At 36.2% G+C, this 17969-nt stretch carries 14 protein-coding genes and 4 pseudogenes; 13 read left to right on the forward strand and 5 right to left on the reverse strand.

All coding sequences use genetic code 11. The annotated features are described in order from the left end of the window. Positions 1 to 8: 8 nt before the first annotated feature. The 5 genes and pseudogenes from IPL24_17390 to IPL24_17410 all read left to right on the forward strand — a co-directional run bounded on the left by IPL24_17390 (position 9) and on the right by IPL24_17410 (position 5201). Positions 9 to 467, forward strand: a complete 459-nt coding sequence (locus tag IPL24_17390; GenBank protein MBK8365375.1) for a very short patch repair endonuclease — start codon at positions 9 to 11, stop codon at positions 465 to 467. A gap of 152 nt (positions 468 to 619) precedes the next feature. Further along, on the forward strand, positions 620 to 928 hold the full coding sequence (locus tag IPL24_17395; protein MBK8365376.1) for a helix-turn-helix transcriptional regulator: 309 nt from the start codon (positions 620 to 622) through the stop codon (positions 926 to 928). Then, positions 918 to 2202 (forward strand): annotated as a pseudogene (dcm, locus tag IPL24_17400) (DNA (cytosine-5-)-methyltransferase). Before IPL24_17395 ends, dcm begins: the two are co-directional and overlap by 11 nt. A gap of 52 nt (positions 2203 to 2254) precedes the next feature. Further along, positions 2255 to 3643: pseudogene (locus tag IPL24_17405) on the forward strand (DNA mismatch repair protein). Between the two features lie 146 nt (positions 3644 to 3789). Further along, positions 3790 to 5201: pseudogene (locus IPL24_17410) on the forward strand (DNA mismatch repair protein). Here the strand turns inward: IPL24_17410 and IPL24_17415 are convergent. Together IPL24_17415 and IPL24_17420 are read right to left on the reverse strand one after the other, a co-directional pair. Further along, a complete protein-coding gene (locus IPL24_17415; GenBank protein MBK8365377.1) occupies positions 5176 to 5400 on the reverse strand; it encodes a hypothetical protein in 225 nt (74 codons plus the stop codon). The pseudogene IPL24_17410 and the gene IPL24_17415 sit on opposite strands and share 26 nt — an antisense overlap. A gap of 36 nt (positions 5401 to 5436) precedes the next feature. Beyond that, positions 5437 to 5673 (reverse strand): hypothetical protein, encoded by a 237-nt coding sequence (locus IPL24_17420; GenBank protein ID MBK8365378.1) that lies wholly within the window; start codon positions 5671 to 5673, stop codon positions 5437 to 5439. Between the two features lie 307 nt (positions 5674 to 5980). Here IPL24_17420 and rbfA point away from each other — a divergent pair, with 307 nt between their 5' ends. From rbfA to IPL24_17435, 3 genes are all read left to right on the forward strand, one after another. Then, positions 5981 to 6394, forward strand: a complete 414-nt coding sequence (gene rbfA / locus IPL24_17425) for a 30S ribosome-binding factor RbfA (GenBank protein MBK8365379.1) — start codon at positions 5981 to 5983, stop codon at positions 6392 to 6394. 162 nt (positions 6395 to 6556) lie between these two features. Next, positions 6557 to 7366: a class I SAM-dependent methyltransferase gene (locus IPL24_17430; protein MBK8365380.1), complete on the forward strand. Its 810-nt coding sequence runs from the start codon at positions 6557 to 6559 to the stop codon at positions 7364 to 7366. 185 nt (positions 7367 to 7551) lie between these two features. Continuing rightward, the gene (locus IPL24_17435; protein ID MBK8365381.1) at positions 7552 to 8793 is read left to right on the forward strand and encodes an FtsX-like permease family protein; all 1242 of its coding nucleotides are present in this window, start codon (positions 7552 to 7554) and stop codon (positions 8791 to 8793) included. 39 nt (positions 8794 to 8832) lie between these two features. On the opposite strand, the gene IPL24_17440 is transcribed toward IPL24_17435, so the two are convergent. From IPL24_17440 to IPL24_17450, 3 genes are all read right to left on the reverse strand, one after another. Continuing rightward, the gene (locus tag IPL24_17440) at positions 8833 to 10584 is read right to left on the reverse strand and encodes a T9SS type A sorting domain-containing protein (GenBank protein MBK8365382.1); all 1752 of its coding nucleotides are present in this window, start codon (positions 10582 to 10584) and stop codon (positions 8833 to 8835) included. 234 nt (positions 10585 to 10818) lie between these two features. After that, positions 10819 to 11268, reverse strand: coding sequence for a hypothetical protein (locus tag IPL24_17445; protein ID MBK8365383.1), 450 nt, complete (start codon positions 11266 to 11268; stop codon positions 10819 to 10821). Positions 11269 to 11804: 536 nt separating this feature from the next. Further along, positions 11805 to 12794: an aspartate-semialdehyde dehydrogenase gene (locus IPL24_17450; GenBank protein ID MBK8365384.1), complete on the reverse strand. Its 990-nt coding sequence runs from the start codon at positions 12792 to 12794 to the stop codon at positions 11805 to 11807. A gap of 86 nt (positions 12795 to 12880) precedes the next feature. Between IPL24_17450 and IPL24_17455 the strand changes: the two genes are divergently transcribed. The 5 genes and pseudogenes from IPL24_17455 (at position 12881) to IPL24_17475 (ending at position 17926) form a co-directional block, all read left to right on the forward strand. Then, positions 12881 to 15490 (forward strand): lamin tail domain-containing protein, encoded by a 2610-nt coding sequence (locus IPL24_17455; protein MBK8365385.1) that lies wholly within the window; start codon positions 12881 to 12883, stop codon positions 15488 to 15490. Between the two features lie 421 nt (positions 15491 to 15911). After that, positions 15912 to 16216: pseudogene (locus tag IPL24_17460) on the forward strand (helix-turn-helix transcriptional regulator). Between the two features lie 78 nt (positions 16217 to 16294). Continuing rightward, positions 16295 to 16729, forward strand: coding sequence for a DUF2384 domain-containing protein (locus IPL24_17465; protein MBK8365386.1), 435 nt, complete (start codon positions 16295 to 16297; stop codon positions 16727 to 16729). Between the two features lie 86 nt (positions 16730 to 16815). Next, positions 16816 to 17565, forward strand: coding sequence for an aminotransferase class I and II (locus IPL24_17470; protein ID MBK8365387.1), 750 nt, complete (start codon positions 16816 to 16818; stop codon positions 17563 to 17565). Then, the gene (locus IPL24_17475; GenBank protein ID MBK8365388.1) at positions 17543 to 17926 is read left to right on the forward strand and encodes a DUF3037 domain-containing protein; all 384 of its coding nucleotides are present in this window, start codon (positions 17543 to 17545) and stop codon (positions 17924 to 17926) included. Before IPL24_17470 ends, IPL24_17475 begins: the two co-directional genes overlap by 23 nt. Positions 17927 to 17969 lie beyond the last annotated feature (43 nt).

Raw genomic sequence — 17969 nt, forward strand, 5'->3', positions numbered from 1 at the left:
TTTTCCCAATGAAGAGTGTTAAAAAGGAATATGTCAGAGATAAACGATCTCCTAAACCCTTAAATAGATCTGTATCAAAAGTCATGAGCTCTAATAAAGCCATGAACACCAAACCTGAACTTAAATTAAGAAGAGCAATTTGGAATAAAGGGTTGCGTGGTTATAGGTTGCATTGGAAAGTTTTACCAGGTAGTCCTGACATTGCATTTAGTAAACAGAAAGTTGCAATTTTTGTAAACGGTTGTTTTTGGCATAGATGCCCAATTTGTAATTTGACTTTACCTAAAACTAATTCAATTTTTTGGAAAGATAAGTTTAATAGAAATGTTGAAAGAGATAAACGGAAATCTAAAGAATTAAAAAAGGCTGGTTGGATTTCGATAGTTATTTGGGAATGTCAAGTAAAATCAAATTTGGAGAATTGCGTCTATAAAATTCAAAAAATAGTCTCAAAAAATTTGCGTTGACTAAATTATAATTAATTATATTACCTGTGAACACATGGATTGTTTTACAGCCTTACGTAAATTCTCCGCATATATTGTTAGTAAAATTCATTCCATGTTAATTACTTTTACACTTGACTATTTATATTTGACAAATATTGTCAAGTAGAAAAATGAAAACTGTTGGGGAAATAATAAGAACGACTAGAGAGTCGCAAGGTTTACTCCTAAGACATGTGGCTGCGCACCTTGATATCGATCAAGCAATATTAAGTAAGATTGAAAGAAGTGAAAGAAAGCCAACAAGGGACAATATTATTAAACTCGCTAAAATATTAAATCTTAATAAAGAAGAGTTGCTTATTCAATTTATGAGTGACAAAATTGCTTTTGAAATTGCTTACGAGGATTGTGCAAAAAAAGTTTTAAAAGTAGCGGAAAAAAAAGTAAAGTATTTAAGATCAATAAATCATGGAAGATAAATTAAAAGTGGTTGAATTATTTGCAGGTGTTGGCGGATTCAGACTTGGATTAGAAGGATGGAAAGGAAAGTCTGCATCTTCGGGATACAAAAAGTCCATTAAATCAAATTATGAAGTTGTATGGAGTAATCAATGGGAGCCTTCTACAAAAACTCAGCATGCATCACTTGTATATGAAAATCGTTGGGGAAAGAAGGGTCATTTTAATGAGGATATTTCTGCTGTAGATGTAACGAAAATCCCAAATCATGATTTGTTGGTTGGAGGTTTTCCTTGCCAAGATTATTCTGTTGCTACTTCGTTAAAAAACTCTAAGGGGTTAATTGGAAAAAAAGGTGTTTTGTGGTGGTCAATTCATAAAATACTTAGTGAGAAAAAGCAAAAGCCAAAATATCTTTTTCTTGAAAATGTGGATCGTCTATTGATTTCACCGTCAGGACAAAGAGGAAGAGATTTTGCTATTATACTTCAAAGCTTGAATGAGTTAGGTTATATTGTTGAATGGAGGGTTGTTAATGCTGCAGAATATGGAATGCCACAAAGGAGAAGAAGAGTTTTTATTCTAGCATATAAAAAAGGATCATCCATATATAGTGAAATTAAGAAAGCAAAACCAATTGAATGGATACTTGAACAGGGTACCATTGCAAAAGCTTTCCCTGTAGAAAGTGAGACAATAAATTTCCCTATAGAATTTAAACTTGAAGGAGATATTGTCGACATTTCTGCAAATTTTAATAAGAAGGGAATTTCAGGTTATTTTGAAAATACTGGAATTATGATCAATGGAGAAGTTACAACAATTAAGACGAGGCCCAATCATGAAGGTAATTTTATTGTTTTAAAAGATGTACTTCAAAATGGAGAAGTTACAGAGGAGTTTTATATCGATAAAAAGATCTTGATAAATGGAACTATTTGAAAGGATCTAAAAAGAAATGAGGAAGAATGCCCAAGGATTTGAATATCATTATAGCGAAGGAGGGATGATATTTCCTGATCCAATTGATAAACCATCAAGAACAATTATTACTGGCGAAGGTGGGCCATCTCCTTCAAGATTTAAGCATGTGATTCAAGCTAACGGAAGACTAAGGCGATTATCGCCAGTTGAGCTGGAAAGACTAAATATGTTTCCTGATGAACACACGAAAATGGATGGTATTACGGATACGAAACGTGCGTTTTTTATGGGGAATGCTTTGGTTGTTGGTGTTATTGAGAGGATTGGTCTTGAATTGAATAGAAAAATTAAAAAAACTAGTACAAAGTGAAATTTAATTTCATACTTTTCTTAAATAAAAATAGTTTTAGAAAAGGGATAGTATGATAAAGTATGATAGAGGTAATAAAAAGTCGATTATTGATTATGCTAAAAAATTAAAAAATAAAACTTTAAAGGAAGTATGGACAAGATTTAATAAATAAGAATTATTCAAATAAAGGCTCTTTCGGTCAATTGCTTGAAGAATTTTATTTTGAATACAAGCCCAATTCGGTTGCAGAAGCTGATTTTGCAGAAGTTGGGTTAGAGCTAAAGGCGTCTCCATTAAAATTATTATCGAATTCTGAATATCGTTCAAAGGAACGATTAGTATTGAATATTATTTCATACTTAGATGTTGCAAAGAGGTTTTGAAACAAGTTCATTTTGGAAGAAAAATGCTAATCTACTTCTGATATTTTACTTATACGAACAAAATAAAGACCTTTTTAGAATTTGAAATTAAATTAATTGAAGAATGGAGTTTTAATGAAACAGATCTTGAAATCATTAAGAAGGATTGGGAGCTAATAAGAAAAAATTATTGAAGGGAAAGCCCACGAACTCTCAGAAGGTGATACGTTTTATTTGGGAGCATGTACTAAAGGGAGCAAAGGTGGTAATCCAAGACCACAGCATAATAGTTCTATTTTAGCGAAGCAGAGAGCTTATTCTTTAAAACAGGGTTACGTTAATCATATTATTGCTACATTGCAAATGAACCCATAGAAATTTATGGGAAATTAATATCATCTAAATCACAGGTTGAAAAGAAGACAATTGTTGAAATTGTACAGGATAAATTTAAAATCTACTATACTAAATCGGTTAGTCAAATTGAAGTTGAATTGGGCTTGACTTTAAATAAAGTGCGAAAAATTACTATGCAAATTTGGTTAAAGCTATATTAGGCGTTGAGTTAAAACAAGAAGTTGAAGAGTTTAAAAAATCGGATGTTACAATTAAGACCGTTAGAATCGAGAAGAATAATTTGCCACGAGAAAGTGTTTCATTTCCAAGTTTCTGAATATGAAAAATTAATTTTGGAAGATTGGGACGAATCAGAATTCAAAGATTGTTTGGAAAAAAAATTCCTGTTTGTTTTTTTTAAAATAGTGGATAAAGAGTATGTCCTTAATAAAGTAAAATTTTGGAATATGCCACAATCTGATATAAGTGATGTTAAAAGGGTTTGGACGCGAACAAGAGAAATTGTCCAAAATGGGGATATAGTTTCTAAATTAATTGTAAAAGATTCAGGCAGAATATTCGCTCTACAAATTTCCTGGGAAAAGGAAAGCCATATCGCACATGTAAGGCCTCATGCAAAAAATTCATTAGAAACATATTCATTACCAGTACAAGATAATGTAACCGGCTCATTTGAATATACTAAACATTGTTTTTGGTTGAATAATTTTTATATTCGAGATGAAATTTATTTAAAATAGCTATTATAAACCTCGAAATCATTATTTTCTAAGGAGTGAAAATTTAATTTAAGTATGAATTTCTAATGCTTGGAACCTAATTGCGATTAATTTGTGTAAAGTTGCATTTAGATTTCTTTAAAAATTGGAATTATATATATCTTAAAATGTCAAACAAAAATACTACTAAATTCTATTCTCAAAATTATAATCCGAGAAATAAAAGATCGGTTCTTGCTTTTGCTTTTAAGTTGAGAAATTCTACTTTACGAGGTGCTTGCAAGAAAGTGAAAGCAAAAATAAACATAGGAAATAAAGGTGGGTTCGGTACTGCTTTAGAAAAATATTATTTTGAGTATAAACCTAATTCAAATCCAGCACCGGATTTTCCCGAAATTGGTTTAGAGCTAAAATCTTCACCTTTGAAAAAATCTAAACAAAATCGATTTTTGGCGAAGGAGCGTATCGTTCTAAATATGATTAATTATAAAAAATTAATCAATGAAAAATTTTCATCATGTACTGTGATTAAAAAGAATAAAGATCTATTATTTATATTTTATCTTTATGAGAAGGGCAAAAATATTTGGGATTACAAAATTTTAGTTGTTGAAAATTGGAAAATTCCTGAGATTGATTTGCAAATTATAAAAAAGGATTGGAATGAAATTAAATTAAAGGTGAAGCAAGGCAAAGCTCATGAAATATCAGAAGGGGACACTTTCTATCTTGGTGCCTGTACAAAATCGGCAACAGGAAATGATTTCACCGTACAGCCGAAGAGCAAAATTAAAGCTAAACCTCGAGCTTTCTCTTTTAAGCAAGGTTATATTAATCATATTCTTGCAACCATTCAAAAAAAGTCAGGAGATAATTATGGTAAATTAATACAAAGAAAGGAAATTGCAAAAAAATCGTCTGTCGAAGAAATTGTATCTAAAAAGTTTAAAAAGTATATAGGTATGACAATTTCGCAAATTGAAAAGAACTTGGGAATCAAATTGAATAGGTCAGCAAAAAATTATTATTCAAGTTTAACAAAATCTATTCTTGGAATAGAAATAAAAAAGGAAATTGAAGAGTTTGAAAAAGCAAACATTAAAATTAAGGTTGTAAGAATTAAAGAGAACAATTTACCAAACGAAGACATGTCTTTCCCGTACTTTAAATTTCGAGATTTATTAAACGAAAGTTGGGCGGAATCTTCATTTAAAAGTGTTTTGGAGCAGAAGTATTTAATTGTTTTTTTTAGAAAAGTGGGGAACAAATTTATTTTTGAGAAAGTAAAATTTTGGAATATGCCTTATAGGGATATTGTTCAAGCGAAGAGAGTTTGGCTAAGAACTAGGAAAATTTTATCAAATGGTGATATAGTTCTAGGAAAAAAAGGAAAAGGAGAATTACTAATTTTCCAAGTAAGGATTATAATGAAGTCGCTCATGTGCGGCCACATGCAACGAACTCAAAGGATACAGATTATTTACCTGTTAAGGATAGAAAAACAGGCTTGAGGTATTTTACCAAACAAAGTTTCTGGCTTAATAATTCATATATTAGAGATGAGATTTATTTGAAATGATATGTTGTGCAGAGGCAATTTGCAAGAGCTTTTCTTTTTTAATCACAATATTTATTGGACTTTCAACAAATTTATCAGAATGATAAAAATAGAATGGCAGATTGGTATCTTTGAAACATGCTCCATTTATTTTTTCAGTCCTTATTTGAATAACCGTTTTTTTAATTTTATCGTCATTAAAACCAAATTTTTCTAACATTTGAATTATTGCATCTCTTTTTTACAAGTATTAGTTCTATTTTGGTAATATCTTTTCTTTGAATCCCTTATCTTTTGTGGCCCAAATCCATACGATTATATAATATTGAGTCAGTTTTGATTTATCAAGTAGCCAACCTTCAACTTCTTTTCCTGTTGCTAATTTAAAGCTAACCTCAAATGCAAAAGTTGGTAGTGATTTATTTACATAATGAACCATCGCCTTTTCGTCGACCAATAAATTAACTTCGTCTTCTAAATCGAAGATGCACATCAATTCCAAGCATTTGTTCTTCGTATGTAATTCTCCTTTGAAAGTTTTTTACATACTTGAAATAAAATTGATTGTCCAAAAATTTACCGACTTCAATTTCTGCTTCACTATCTGATTTTCTAAAGGAACCACTCATTTAATCGATCTTAAAAATATACTCAATCTCACAAAAGTCTTTTCATAGAAATAGAATACTCGAAAAGCTTAATATCCATCAGATTCCAATACTCGTAAATAAAACACTACTAAACAAGTTCTTATAAGATTTATCCATTTTTACTATCTTTGCAAACTTACAAAAGACCAAATGGACTCCACCCGCCAACAAAAATACAACCGCCTCTTCCTAAAAGAAATCGGTGAGCTTTTCCAGAAGGAAGGCCGGAATTTTTATGGGAATGCTTTTGTGACGGTTACGAATGTGCGCGTGTCGCCGGATTTGGGGATTGCGAATATACATTTGTCGTTTTTTGGGGTAAAAGACCCGAATGCTGTGCTGGAACAGATCAAAAAACATACGAAGGAAATCCGCCATTTACTCGGAAATTCTATCCGACACCAGGCGCGAATTGTGCCGGAATTGAAGTTTTTTCTGGATGATTCGCTGGATTATGTGGAGAAGATGGAGAAGCTTTTTAAGGATATCAATATTCCACCCAGCACCACCAGCTATCAAGAGTATTTTTGTTCAAAGGTTCAAAGTTCAAAGTTGGCTTCGTAGGGAAAGCAGTTGAATCTTGAAACGATTCTTTGCGGTAGAAACCCCCTCTGTTATATATTAGAATTCAACTGGTTAAGTGCTTTCGAAACTTTGAACTTTGAACCTTGAACTTTGACCTAATTTAAAGGCATTTCCTATCTTCGCGCATATTCATAACCCTATATGCAATACGACCCCATAAAGCGCTCCCTGGGCAATGTTTTTAATAAAACTCCTTTCTTAAGACGACTTTTTTATAATCTGCTGGATCTTTTATTGCTCCGTGCATGGCATGTGCATAAGGAACTTCGATTATGGATCCGGACAGCGAAAAAGGATGCAGATATTCTTGATGCAGGCGCGGGATTCGGACAGTATACTTACTGGATGAATCAGAAAAATCAAAACTGGAAGATCACTTCTATCGATGTGAAGGATGAACAAGTGGCTGATTGCAATCGCTTCTTTCAGCAGATCGGTTCTACAAATGTCCGCTTTGAAGTGGGTGACCTTACGAAATATGTTGTGCCGAATGCATATGACCTTGTTGTTTGTGTTGATGTAATGGAACACATCTTAGAAGATGTTCAGGTTTTCAAAAATTATTTCGCATCGATGAAGTCGGGTGGAATGGTTCTGATCTCAACTCCTTCCGATCAGGGTGGCAGCGATGTGCATGGCGATGATGAATCTTCTTTCATCGAAGAACATGTGCGTGATGGATATAACATTCAGGAAATACAGGACAAACTGCGCTCTGCAGGTTTCAATAAAATAGAAGCGCGTTATCAATACGGAACTCCCGGAAAAATTTCGTGGCGACTGTCGATGAAATATCCGATCGTTATGCTCGGCAAAACGAAATTGTTCTTTATCATTCTGCCGTTCTATTATATTATCGCTTATCCGATTTCGTTTGTGCTTAATTATCTGGACACATACGGCAGGCATTCTACAGGCACTGGACTTGTGGTTAAGGCGTGGAAGGATTAAATAAATTTTAGGTCAAAGGTCAGAAGTCAAAGGTCACTACTGCTCGTTTAATTTGACTTTTGTTCTTTGAATCGAATAGAGTACAAATTACATTTACAATTAATAAATATAGGATGTTAATAGCCGTACAGCGTGACCTCTGACTTCTGACCTTTGACCTAAAAAAACACAAAGACCGCCTAAACATGTCAATCTCTTCCCTTATAGCAACAAGGTACTTTTTCAGCCGGAAGTCGCAGCGGGTCATCAACATCATTTCTCTCATTTCTATCATTGGTGTTACAATCGGAACAGCAGCATTGATCATCGTGCTTTCTGTTTTCAATGGCTTTGAAGGACTCATCAAACAACTTTATAATTCATTCGACTCTGATCTGCGAATTACGATTGCTGAAGGAAAATCTTTTTCGAATCAGGAAGTGAAGCTCGATGATCTCAAAAAGATCAATGGAGTGAAGTATGTTGTAAGTGTAGTGGAGGAAAATGTGCTCGTGAAATATCGCGACAAACAAGTTACTGCTACCATCAAAGGTGTCAGCGATAATTACAGCAAGTCGAATGGAATGGATACTATGCTAACTGATGGAACGATGATACTTGCGCGTGGTGATACGGATTTTGCTGTTGTCGGTGGTGCAATTGCATACAATCTTCAAATAAGCATGAGTGATCCTTACACGCAACTGGAAATTTATGCGCCACGGAGAACTGCAACTTCATTTACAAATCCGGAAGAAGCATTTAATAAACGTTACGTTTCTCCATCAGGAATTTTCGCTATTCAACAGGAGTTCGATAGTAAATACATCATCGTTCCTTTGCGTTTTGCAAATGAGATTTTTGAATACGATGATCATCTGACGGCTCTTGAAATTGCTGCAGTTCCGGGAACAGATGTCGATCAATTACAATCCGACATTCAAACAAAACTCGGAAACAAATTTGTAGTAAAGAACCGCTTTCAGCAACATGAACTCATCTACCGCATCATGAAATCAGAAAAGTGGGCGGTGTTTTTAATTCTAACTTTCATTCTTGTAGTCGCCGCATTTAATGTGATCAGTTCACTCACAATGCTTGTTATCGACAAGAAGAAAGACATTGCAGTACTGCAATCCTTCGGTGCAGATGTTTCCATGCTCCGTAAAATTTTTATAATCGACGGCCTGCTCATCACTATGACCGGCGCCATCTCCGGACTTGCAATCGGATTTTTCATCTGCTGGCTGCAACAGCAATTCGGCCTGATCGCTCTTGGCGGCTCCGGTACTTTTGTGATTGATGCCTATCCGGTACAAATGCTGCTGATAGATTTTATCTACGTTTTTGGAGCTGTTGCTGTGATTGGACTTTTGGCAGCATGGTATCCTAGTCAGAGACTGATAAGAGATGAGATTAATTTGAAGATGATTGCTGGAGATGAATAATTTTTTGCACGGCCCTTAAGGGCCGTGCAAAAAATTTTCTTACTGAACAATTAACTTATAAACTTTTGTCCTGTTTTTTCCGAAACGGAAAAAATAAATTCCCTCAGATAATTCTGAAATGTCCAGTGGTATGTCGTTTGAACACTCAATCGTTTTCACAATTGCTCCTGTGAAGTTTAGTATATCCAGATGATCCGAGAAGGGCTGGTTTCCGCTGTCAATTTTGACAAATGTTGTGGCAGGATTTGGGTACAAACGGTATTCAGGGTCATGGTTTATTTCATTGACAGAGATCAATCCACAATCATAGAATAAGACCTGTGATGTTGTATCTACAGGGCATTCAGAAAGCGGATTAATGACCCTGCATTCGTACTTGCCGGAAGAATAAATCAGAAGGGTATCTTCATTAGTTATCGATTGTAGTAATGTGTCATTTTTGTACCATAAAATGTTTTCTGTTCCTGTAAGGCTTCCGTTAATGTGTAAAACTGAAAACACAACTGTATCTCCATCACAAGGATCTCCGATTGCATCAAAATAATATCCTGTCCAGAACGGTGCCTCAGAATAACTGCGGGATCTTTCAGAACATCCGTTCAAAGTTGTTACAACAGAAAATCCCGAAACAGCATAACGCCTGTAGTCTGGAAGAAACTGCCCGGTTTCAGGTAATGAATCATCATAAGCAAACCATTGATATGAATCTGCAACAGAAGTGTAAATTGTATCATTGTAGCACAGCCATGGATTTTCTGTAAAAACAGATGGATCATGACTGCAAAACTGAACAATTGTATCAGCAAAACTTGTGTGTAGTCCCTGCAGGTCGCACGTATTGGTTGTCAGAGTAACGTAGTAAGATCCATCGCTCAAATAGCCGTGATAGCTGTAACCCAGACTATCAATAGTACCATCGCCAAGATCCCACAAATAGTTTTGATTAATTCCCTGAGCCCGGGAATAAAAATTCAATTCATTGTATCCTGCTCCAACCTGAGTACCAATCTGAGCAAGCGGAGGTTTTTTAAAATCGTAAAATGACAAACTATCATATACGATCAGTTTTGCTGCATTGCGAATTATTGCAGCTTCAGACTGAGAGAGACTGAAATTATATGTGATCAATGATGGATCTTTTTTGAAAATGGCAGTATAAAAACAACAGGCGGCTGCATAGGAACCGGCAGCTGATGGATGACTCTCATCAGACTGATACAATTCAATCTGTGGAAAATTATAACGAAGGTATCTCCAGACTGTAGATACAGGCGACACTTCACAGTTGAGATTTTTAGATAGATACATATAAGCGCGCCTGATGGTTGTGTCCATGCCATCATAAGTACAAACAAGAGGATAATACATACAATTTGCTGAGTCACCATTTTTTCTTCCCCAGGTCATGTATGTTAATGGAACAGCACATGGATTGTACTGTTTAATTAATTTTTCAAGATCTTTTCCTCCGCTTAAAAACCGATTATGTTCAAGTACCGGTTCCTGGCTTTGCCCTTGCATCACAACATACTGCCATCCACCCGCCATGATCTTGCTACGTGTAACGGAATCTGTGTTGTGATCGAGAAGCTGATATCCACCGGGAGTATTACTGTCAAACATTAATGTATCGCCCGCAGACAACGCCACGTCGCTGATCAGTTGAGGAAGATTATTAACGGAAGTATAACTGTTTCCTAAAAATAATACGCGTCGAGTAATTTGGCCTATAATTATTTCTGAAAATAAAATAAAGACGACCGTAATCCGGATGAATGAAATATTTCTCATGAAATTTTTTACTTAAAGTAAATATACAACATAGAAAGAATTATCCCTTTGAGAAATCAAATAATACATGATGATGCAGGTAAAATATAAAATGAATGATCTTTGAAAAAGGAACAAAAGACAACCTCAACCAAATGAAGAATCTTCACTTTCAGAAGAATTTATAAAAACTATTCTGCCCTGCAAACAACTATCCTCTTCAATCCTTTTATATTCCTGTTCCCTGTTTTAAGATCATTCATAGTAAGCAAAAAGTATTCTATTTTCAATTTCACCCATCTCTTTTCCATTCATCTCAGTAACTATGTAAAGATGATTGCCGGTTTCTGTATTATAGATTTCGTTGAAGGAATAAACAACAGTATAACCATCGACTGCCTCAAACTTAAAATAAAATTCGTTCAGCATTTTCCGGTTCTCATAATCGAACTCAACAGTATCTAACAGAGTCTTTACTAAAACACCTTTCACACCTTTGGAATCTTCCCGCTGCTTTGCAGAACAACTGGTATTGACATCACCAAGTAAGTCACTCTTGTATTCTTTAATAGCGGAAATTGGAAAGGACCATTCTGATTTTACTTTTCCTGTGACAAATAATGTGTCAGTATGAAATGCATTTTGCCCAAATAAAAATTGTGCTGAGAGGAGAAATAAAAATTGCGTAAAAAATATTTTAATCATTTTGAAATGTTAAGTTTAAATATCTCTTTTGTTGTTTAATAAAAGAACCGGCATTTATGCGGTAACGAATTTCAAATTTATTATAGTCATTTGATTATTTAAAAATGCTGTCCGCCTCGGCGGATAGTCATGCAGACAGGGGAAAACTTGGGGACTTTCTGCATGGCGTCAGCCTTTTGTTTGCTAAGCATTTTCTATTTCTATTTCACTTTCTAATTCAGTTTAATTTCTATTCCAGTTTATTTTGAATTGGTTGCAGGGACCGTTTCAATTGATGAAGCGCGCCCCCGGGGTTAAATATGTATTCACCATTTTTCTATCAAGCCAGCACTTTAATCCTGCACTTAAACTCAAACTTACATTTACAGATAATTTTTATTTCAATTACAACACAATTTACTGTTAATCCTTTGCAAGGACCGTTTCATTTTTTGAAGCGCGCCCCCGGGGTTAAATATGTGCCATCTACAGTGTCAGTCAAAAATACCAACCGCCGACATAAACTGGCGCCAACATTTACCACTTAAAACCTGCAATCAGACCAATTTATTCTTCACCAGATACTCCGCAATCTGCACAGCATTCGTAGCCGCACCCTTGCGCAAATTATCTGCAACGATCCACATGTTCACTGTGTTCGCTTGCGATTCGTCACGACGGATTCTTCCTACGAAGACATCGTCTTTTCCCTCTGCAAAAAGTGGCATCGGATATTGCTGATTGGAAACATCATCCTGTAAGATCACACCTTTTGTGTCTTTCAATATCGAACGGATATCTTCAACTGTAAAATCATTTGTGAACTCTACATTCACTGCTTCACTATGTCCGCCTTTGACGGGAACACGAACTGTTGTTGCAGTCAGACGAATTGAATCATCACCCATGATCTTGCGCGTCTCGTTCAGCATTTTCATTTCTTCTTTTGTGTAGCCATTGTCGAGAAACACATCGATCTGCGGTAAAACATTCATGTCGATCTGATATTTATATGCCATTTCACCTTTCACGCCATTACGTTCATTCAGCATCTGATCAACTGCTTTTTTTCCTGTACCGGAAACAGACTGATAGGTTGAAACAACAACACGCTTGATGTTATATTTTTTGTGCAGCGGATTCAGCACCATTACCATTTGAATCGTCGAGCAATTCGGATTGGCAATGATCTTGTCTTCTTTCGTCAACACATGTGCATTGATCTCCGGTACAACCAGTTTTTTTGTTGCATCCATTCTCCATGCGGAGGAATTATCGATGACAGTTGTTCCTGCGGCTGCAAATTTTGGTGCCCATTCCAATGAAGGGCTACCACCGGCAGAGAAGATAGCAATGTCTGCTTTCATCGATACAGCATCAGCCATTGAAACACATTTGTACGGTTTGCCTCGGAAGAAAATTTCTTTGCCGATCGATTTGTCAGAACCGACAGGGATCAATTCGTCGACAGGAAAATCGCGTTCTTCCAAAACTTTCAACATTACTTGTCCAACCATTCCGGTTGCACCGACTACTGCTACTTTCATAAGGTTCTTTTATTATCCAGCATTTATGGGGTTACGAATCCGATTTCAGCACCCTAATTTTGTCTGCAAATTAAGCAATCGCTCCAATGCAGAACCTCCTCATACTGATTTTTTCTTTGCTGGTTACAATGTCAAATGCTCAGCTCGCCGACAATTTTACCGACGGCGATTTTACTTCAAATCCGCAATGGCAGGGTGATAGTGCAGATTTTATTGTCAATTCCAGCGGCATGCTGCAGTTGAATTCTGCGATTGTAGGTAATTCGACTTTAGCTGTCCCCATTAACATGAATTATAATGACACGCTGGAATGGCGGATCAAAACCAAACTCGATTTCGCTCCTTCTTCCGGTAACTATTGCCGGATCTATTTGGCAGCCGATACGAATAATTCTCAGTCTTCCGTCAGCGGTTATTTTCTTCAATTGGGCGAGTCATTGTCAAATGATGCCATCGAATTGTTCCGACAATCCGGAACTGTGATCACATCTGTTTGCCGTGGAACCGATGGACAGATTGCAGCCGCTTTTGAAATTCAGATCCGGGTTTTGCGATTCCCTTCCGGGTTATGGCAAGTCTTTGCTGATGAAAATCTAACCGGCAATTATTCACAAATAGCGTCAGGATCAGATCCCGGTAATCCCGCTCCAGATTATTTTTTCCTCGATTGTAATTACACTTCCGGAAATCTCCAGCGGTTTTATTTCGATGATGTCTATGCCGGAAAATTTATTCCTGATGATGAAAAGCCGAGTTGTACTTCTATCGAAATTCCAACTGATACTACCATCAAACTGCAGTTCTCAGAGCAGATTGATTTCGCAAGTGCAAATACGTTTGCAAATTATAACATCATTTCAATCGGTAATCCTTCTCAATTGACGATTGATTCACTTAATGATTATTCAATCATGCTTTTCTTCCCGCAGCATTTTACTGTGGGCGATGAACTGAATCTTCATTTGCAAAATCTCCGGGATGCTGCCGGAAATAGAATGAATGATACAAGCATCGCTTTTTCCTATCACCCGATTGGCTCGGGAATGCTGAATGATATTATCATTTCAGAGATCTATTTCGAAATGTCTTCGCTAAGTCCGTTGCCAAATGCAGAATTTATTGAGCTGTTTAATCGATCTGATTCTGCAATCAATCTTGCAGGCTGGACAATTTCTGATGGTTCTTCTGATGCAATGTTTCCGGATTATTTGTTAAAGCCAAACCATTACGTTGTTGTTTATGATTTGCAAAACGATCAGCTTTTTTCGGCAATTCAGAATCGAATTGGTGTCGTAGGTTTTCCCGGATTGAATAACGATTCCGGTGATACCTTGACGTTGATGAATTCGTTGCAACTGGAAATTGAAACCGTTCCTTTTAATGACGACAGCTATCACAATAACGACAAGAATGATGGCGGCTGGACGACAGAACGAATCGACGCAAACTTCACTTGTCAGGATCAGGCGAATTGGAAAGCTTCTGAAAACACGGCACATGGTACACCCGGTCTGGCCAATAGTGTTGCCGGAATTCATACAGATTATACAACACCATGGATAGATAATCTCTACATTGTAGATTCTCTTAGCTTACAAATAGAATTCAGTGAATCTATCTTTTCTACTATCATTCCATCAGGATTTATAGCTATTGACAAGTATAATGTCGCGAATGATTGTATTTCCGTAAATCAGATCACGGAAAATTCTTTTCTGCTGGAGTTTGCAAATCAATTTGCCGATGGAATTTATCATTTGAAAATTAACGATACGCTCCGCGATTGTACCGGCAATGCAGTTGATCTTAATATTCAATATCGCTTCGGAAAAACACAACCTGCAGCAATAGGTGATGTTGTGATCAACGAGATTTTATTTGATCCGCGAGATGGCGGCGAAGATTTTGTCGAACTGTTCAACTGTTCTTCGAAGATCATTGACCTCAACAAATGGATCATTCAGGAAGCAGAAGCTGATGATGAAAACTCCGTCAAGGATGAATCACAATTGAGTTCCGATCACCGGATATTATTCCCGGGAGAATATTTGGCGTTTACTAAATCAGTGGCCGGTGTCACCGGATTTTACAATTGTCCGGATTTAAAATCCATTGTCCAACTGGAAGACATTCCTGATTTTAATTCTGATGAAGGTCGTGTCGTTCTTCGGGATGGTGACGGCAACCGACTCGATGCATTCAGGTATTCCGACGACATGCATTTCTATCTTCTGAATTCTCCAAACGGTGTTTCGCTGGAACGATTAAATGGTTATTTCGGTGATCCGGAAAATGCACAATGGCATTCGGCAGCTTCGACTGTCGGGTTTGCTACACCGGGTTTTACGAATTCGCATTGGGTTGGTGAAAATCCGGGCTCAGGAAAAATTGACATTGTTAATGAAGTCTTTTCTCCCGATAACAATGGTTATGAAGATCTGCTCACCATCAATTTTCAATTTGAAGATCCGGGTACAATTCTGAGTCTGTCGATTTTTTCGAAAGATGGGTCACCCATTCGCGAACTGCTGGTCAATCAAACTGTCTCAGGAACCGGACAAATCTTCTGGGATGGATTTTCTGATGCAGGAAAACTTGTTTATCCGGGGAGGTATTTAATTTGGGCAAAAGCATTTAGTCTGGAAAAGGGGACAGAGGTTTTTAGGAGTTCGTGTGTGGTGGCAGTAAAGGAATAAGAAAATAAATTATAGTACAAATCCCTAAGATTATACAGTCAAGATTAGAAAACGAAAAGATCCTTCCAGGATGACAAAGCGGTTTGTTGTATATGCTCAAGGTGGAAAAAAAATATGCGGGCCGCAGGCCCTGCAGATTTTTTTTCCACCTTGAGCATATGTTAGAGCCAAAAAAGTCATCCTGGAAGGACCTTTTCGGTTTCTAGGCGAGGTCGGCTAATTGAACTTTTTTTTCTTCGTATGAATAGAAGTTGGCTTCAGTTTAACAATACAGTAGCCAATTTGAATTTTTTTCTCATAGCTAAATTTTGAATTTATTTTCAATATCCCATATAAGAATTATATGGCAGTTGCACTTTAGTGCAACATTTTTTATCTTTACAGAACCATATTGAAAGAGCTTTAAAAATTAAACAGGAATATGAAGACGAAAAAAAATAACATTCTAACCCTCGAAGGTTTTAAAGAAAAACATTATGGAAAAAAGGGAACTATTAAACGTGATCAGCTTGAAGCCGGGTTTGAAGATTTTAAAATTGGAGTTTTGATTTATGAGGCACGATTAGAAAAAGGGATGACTCAAGCTGAACTTGCCGAAAAAGTAGGAACAACAAAATCTTATATTTCAAAAATTGAGAACAACATAAAGGAAGTCCGTTTATCCACATTGCAAAAATAGTTGAGCTTGGTTTAGGAGGACAACTTCACCTATCAATCTCATTGTGAAAAACCACATTTACGAAAAAGTTAATTGGTATTAGTAGAAAATAATTCTTATGTTTAGTTAGTTCTAAAATTTAAATTATGAAAGCTTCATCCGGTAAAAAATTTGTTCCAATGATTGAGCAACCTGTTAATGCCGGAACAAGAAGCATGTTAGATTGCTTAGAGACGAGTAAGAATGAATCGAAAAAACTTTTTACAGCATTAAAGGAAATTTCCAATTTAAGCGATATTGAAATCTCGAGTATTCTTGACATTAGTCATGCAAAATTTAGGACATACAAATCCTTTAAGAAAATTTTGTCATGGCGATTGACTGAACATGCAATTGCTTTATATGTTTTGTTTAGACAAGGAAAAATGGTTTTTGGTACGGACAAAGAATTTACTAAATGGTTGAATCAGCAAAATTTTTATTTTGATGGGAATGCTCCAATTAAGTACTTGCAAATTATTAGTGGAATTGAATTTCTTGATGACCGACTAACCGCAATGGAGTTTGGAGATAATGTATAAATTTTATAAGTCGTTTCGAATTAATTATTTTAATATTGCAGAATGATTTCTCCCCTTACATCCGCAACGTAAACGTCACCCGTTACATGATGCCTCTTCGAGAAGGTGGTTCCTTGCCGGCATTGGCGGAGGCTGATGATGATTTCAAATATGTACTCAAATTCAAAGGCGCCGGTCATGGCGTAAAAGCATTGATCGCTGAATTGCTGGGTGGTGAAATTGCACGTGTACTTAAACTTCGTGTTCCGGAATTAGTGTTTGCAAATATTGATGAAGCTTTCGGACAAACAGAAGGGGATGAAGAAATTCAGGATCTTCTCAAAGCAAGTAAGGGATTAAATCTTGCTTTGCATTTTTTATCAGGTGCACTGACCTTCGATCCGGTCGTGACAACAGTTGATACAAAACTTGCATCGCAAATTGTCTGGCTCGATGCATACATTACAAATGTCGACCGGACTTTCAGAAATACAAACATGCTGATGTGGCACAAAGACCTTTGGTTGATCGATCATGGTGCTTCTTTTTATTTTCATCATACATGGACCAACTGGGAGAAGCATGCACGGAGTAATTTTGAACTGATCAAAGATCATGTTTTACTTTCTCAGGCAGGAGAACTGGATATGGTCGACAAAGAATTCAAGATGATTCTTTCAGATGAGATCCTGAGAGAAATTACTGATCTTATTCCTGATGAATGGTTACAATGGCAAGACACAAATGAATCACCTGCAGAAATAAGAAACACTTATTTTAAATTTCTGACCATTCGCAGAGATAATTCCGAACTATTTATAAAAGCCGCAAAAGATGCAAGAGAAATACTTATATGAATATGCGGTGATTCGTGTTGTCCCTAAAGTTGAACGCGAAGAATTTGTAAATGTGGGCATTGTTCTGTTTTCTAAAAAACAGAACTATCTCAAATCACGTTGTCATCTTGATATTTCAAAATTGCAATGCTTTGCGAACGAACTGGACATTGAGCAAATTCAAAGTTACTTGCATGCATTCGAAAAAATAAATAACGGCGATGATAATGGCGGACCAATTGCTAAGATGGATGTGCCTTCACGATTCCGTTGGTTGACTGCTGTTCGAAGCTCCGTTTTACAAACGTCGCGACCTCATCCCGGTTTCTCTTTAGATCTGGATGCAACTTTGCAAAAACTATTTGAGGAGTTGGTAGCCTAATGAAGCGACGACCAATAAACAGTAGTGAATTTTAATATTAATG

The sequence above is a fragment of the Bacteroidota bacterium genome (genome assembly GCA_016711505.1).
Lineage (GTDB): Bacteria > Bacteroidota > Bacteroidia > AKYH767-A > 2013-40CM-41-45 > JADKIH01.

What these genes read in the sequence shown, in the direction of transcription:
- IPL24_17445 (MBK8365383.1), bottom strand. Translation starts at nt 11,268, where the DNA reads ATGATTAAAATATTTTTTACGCAATTTTTATTTCTCCTCTCAGCACAA.
- IPL24_17430 (MBK8365380.1), top strand. Translation starts at nt 6,557, where the DNA reads ATGCAATACGACCCCATAAAGCGCTCCCTGGGCAATGTTTTTAATAAA.
- IPL24_17470 (MBK8365387.1), top strand. Translation starts at nt 16,816, where the DNA reads ATGATGCCTCTTCGAGAAGGTGGTTCCTTGCCGGCATTGGCGGAGGCT.
- IPL24_17450 (MBK8365384.1), bottom strand. Translation starts at nt 12,794, where the DNA reads ATGAAAGTAGCAGTAGTCGGTGCAACCGGAATGGTTGGACAAGTAATG.
- IPL24_17465 (MBK8365386.1), top strand. Translation starts at nt 16,295, where the DNA reads ATGAAAGCTTCATCCGGTAAAAAATTTGTTCCAATGATTGAGCAACCT.
- IPL24_17435 (MBK8365381.1), top strand. Translation starts at nt 7,552, where the DNA reads ATGTCAATCTCTTCCCTTATAGCAACAAGGTACTTTTTCAGCCGGAAG.
- IPL24_17395 (MBK8365376.1), top strand. Translation starts at nt 620, where the DNA reads ATGAAAACTGTTGGGGAAATAATAAGAACGACTAGAGAGTCGCAAGGT.
- IPL24_17440 (MBK8365382.1), bottom strand. Translation starts at nt 10,584, where the DNA reads ATGAGAAATATTTCATTCATCCGGATTACGGTCGTCTTTATTTTATTT.
- IPL24_17415 (MBK8365377.1), bottom strand. Translation starts at nt 5,400, where the DNA reads ATGTTAGAAAAATTTGGTTTTAATGACGATAAAATTAAAAAAACGGTT.
- IPL24_17420 (MBK8365378.1), bottom strand. Translation starts at nt 5,673, where the DNA reads ATGTGCATCTTCGATTTAGAAGACGAAGTTAATTTATTGGTCGACGAA.
- IPL24_17455 (MBK8365385.1), top strand. Translation starts at nt 12,881, where the DNA reads ATGCAGAACCTCCTCATACTGATTTTTTCTTTGCTGGTTACAATGTCA.
- IPL24_17390 (MBK8365375.1), top strand. Translation starts at nt 9, where the DNA reads ATGAAGAGTGTTAAAAAGGAATATGTCAGAGATAAACGATCTCCTAAA.
- rbfA (MBK8365379.1), top strand. Translation starts at nt 5,981, where the DNA reads ATGGACTCCACCCGCCAACAAAAATACAACCGCCTCTTCCTAAAAGAA.
- IPL24_17475 (MBK8365388.1), top strand. Translation starts at nt 17,543, where the DNA reads ATGCAAGAGAAATACTTATATGAATATGCGGTGATTCGTGTTGTCCCT.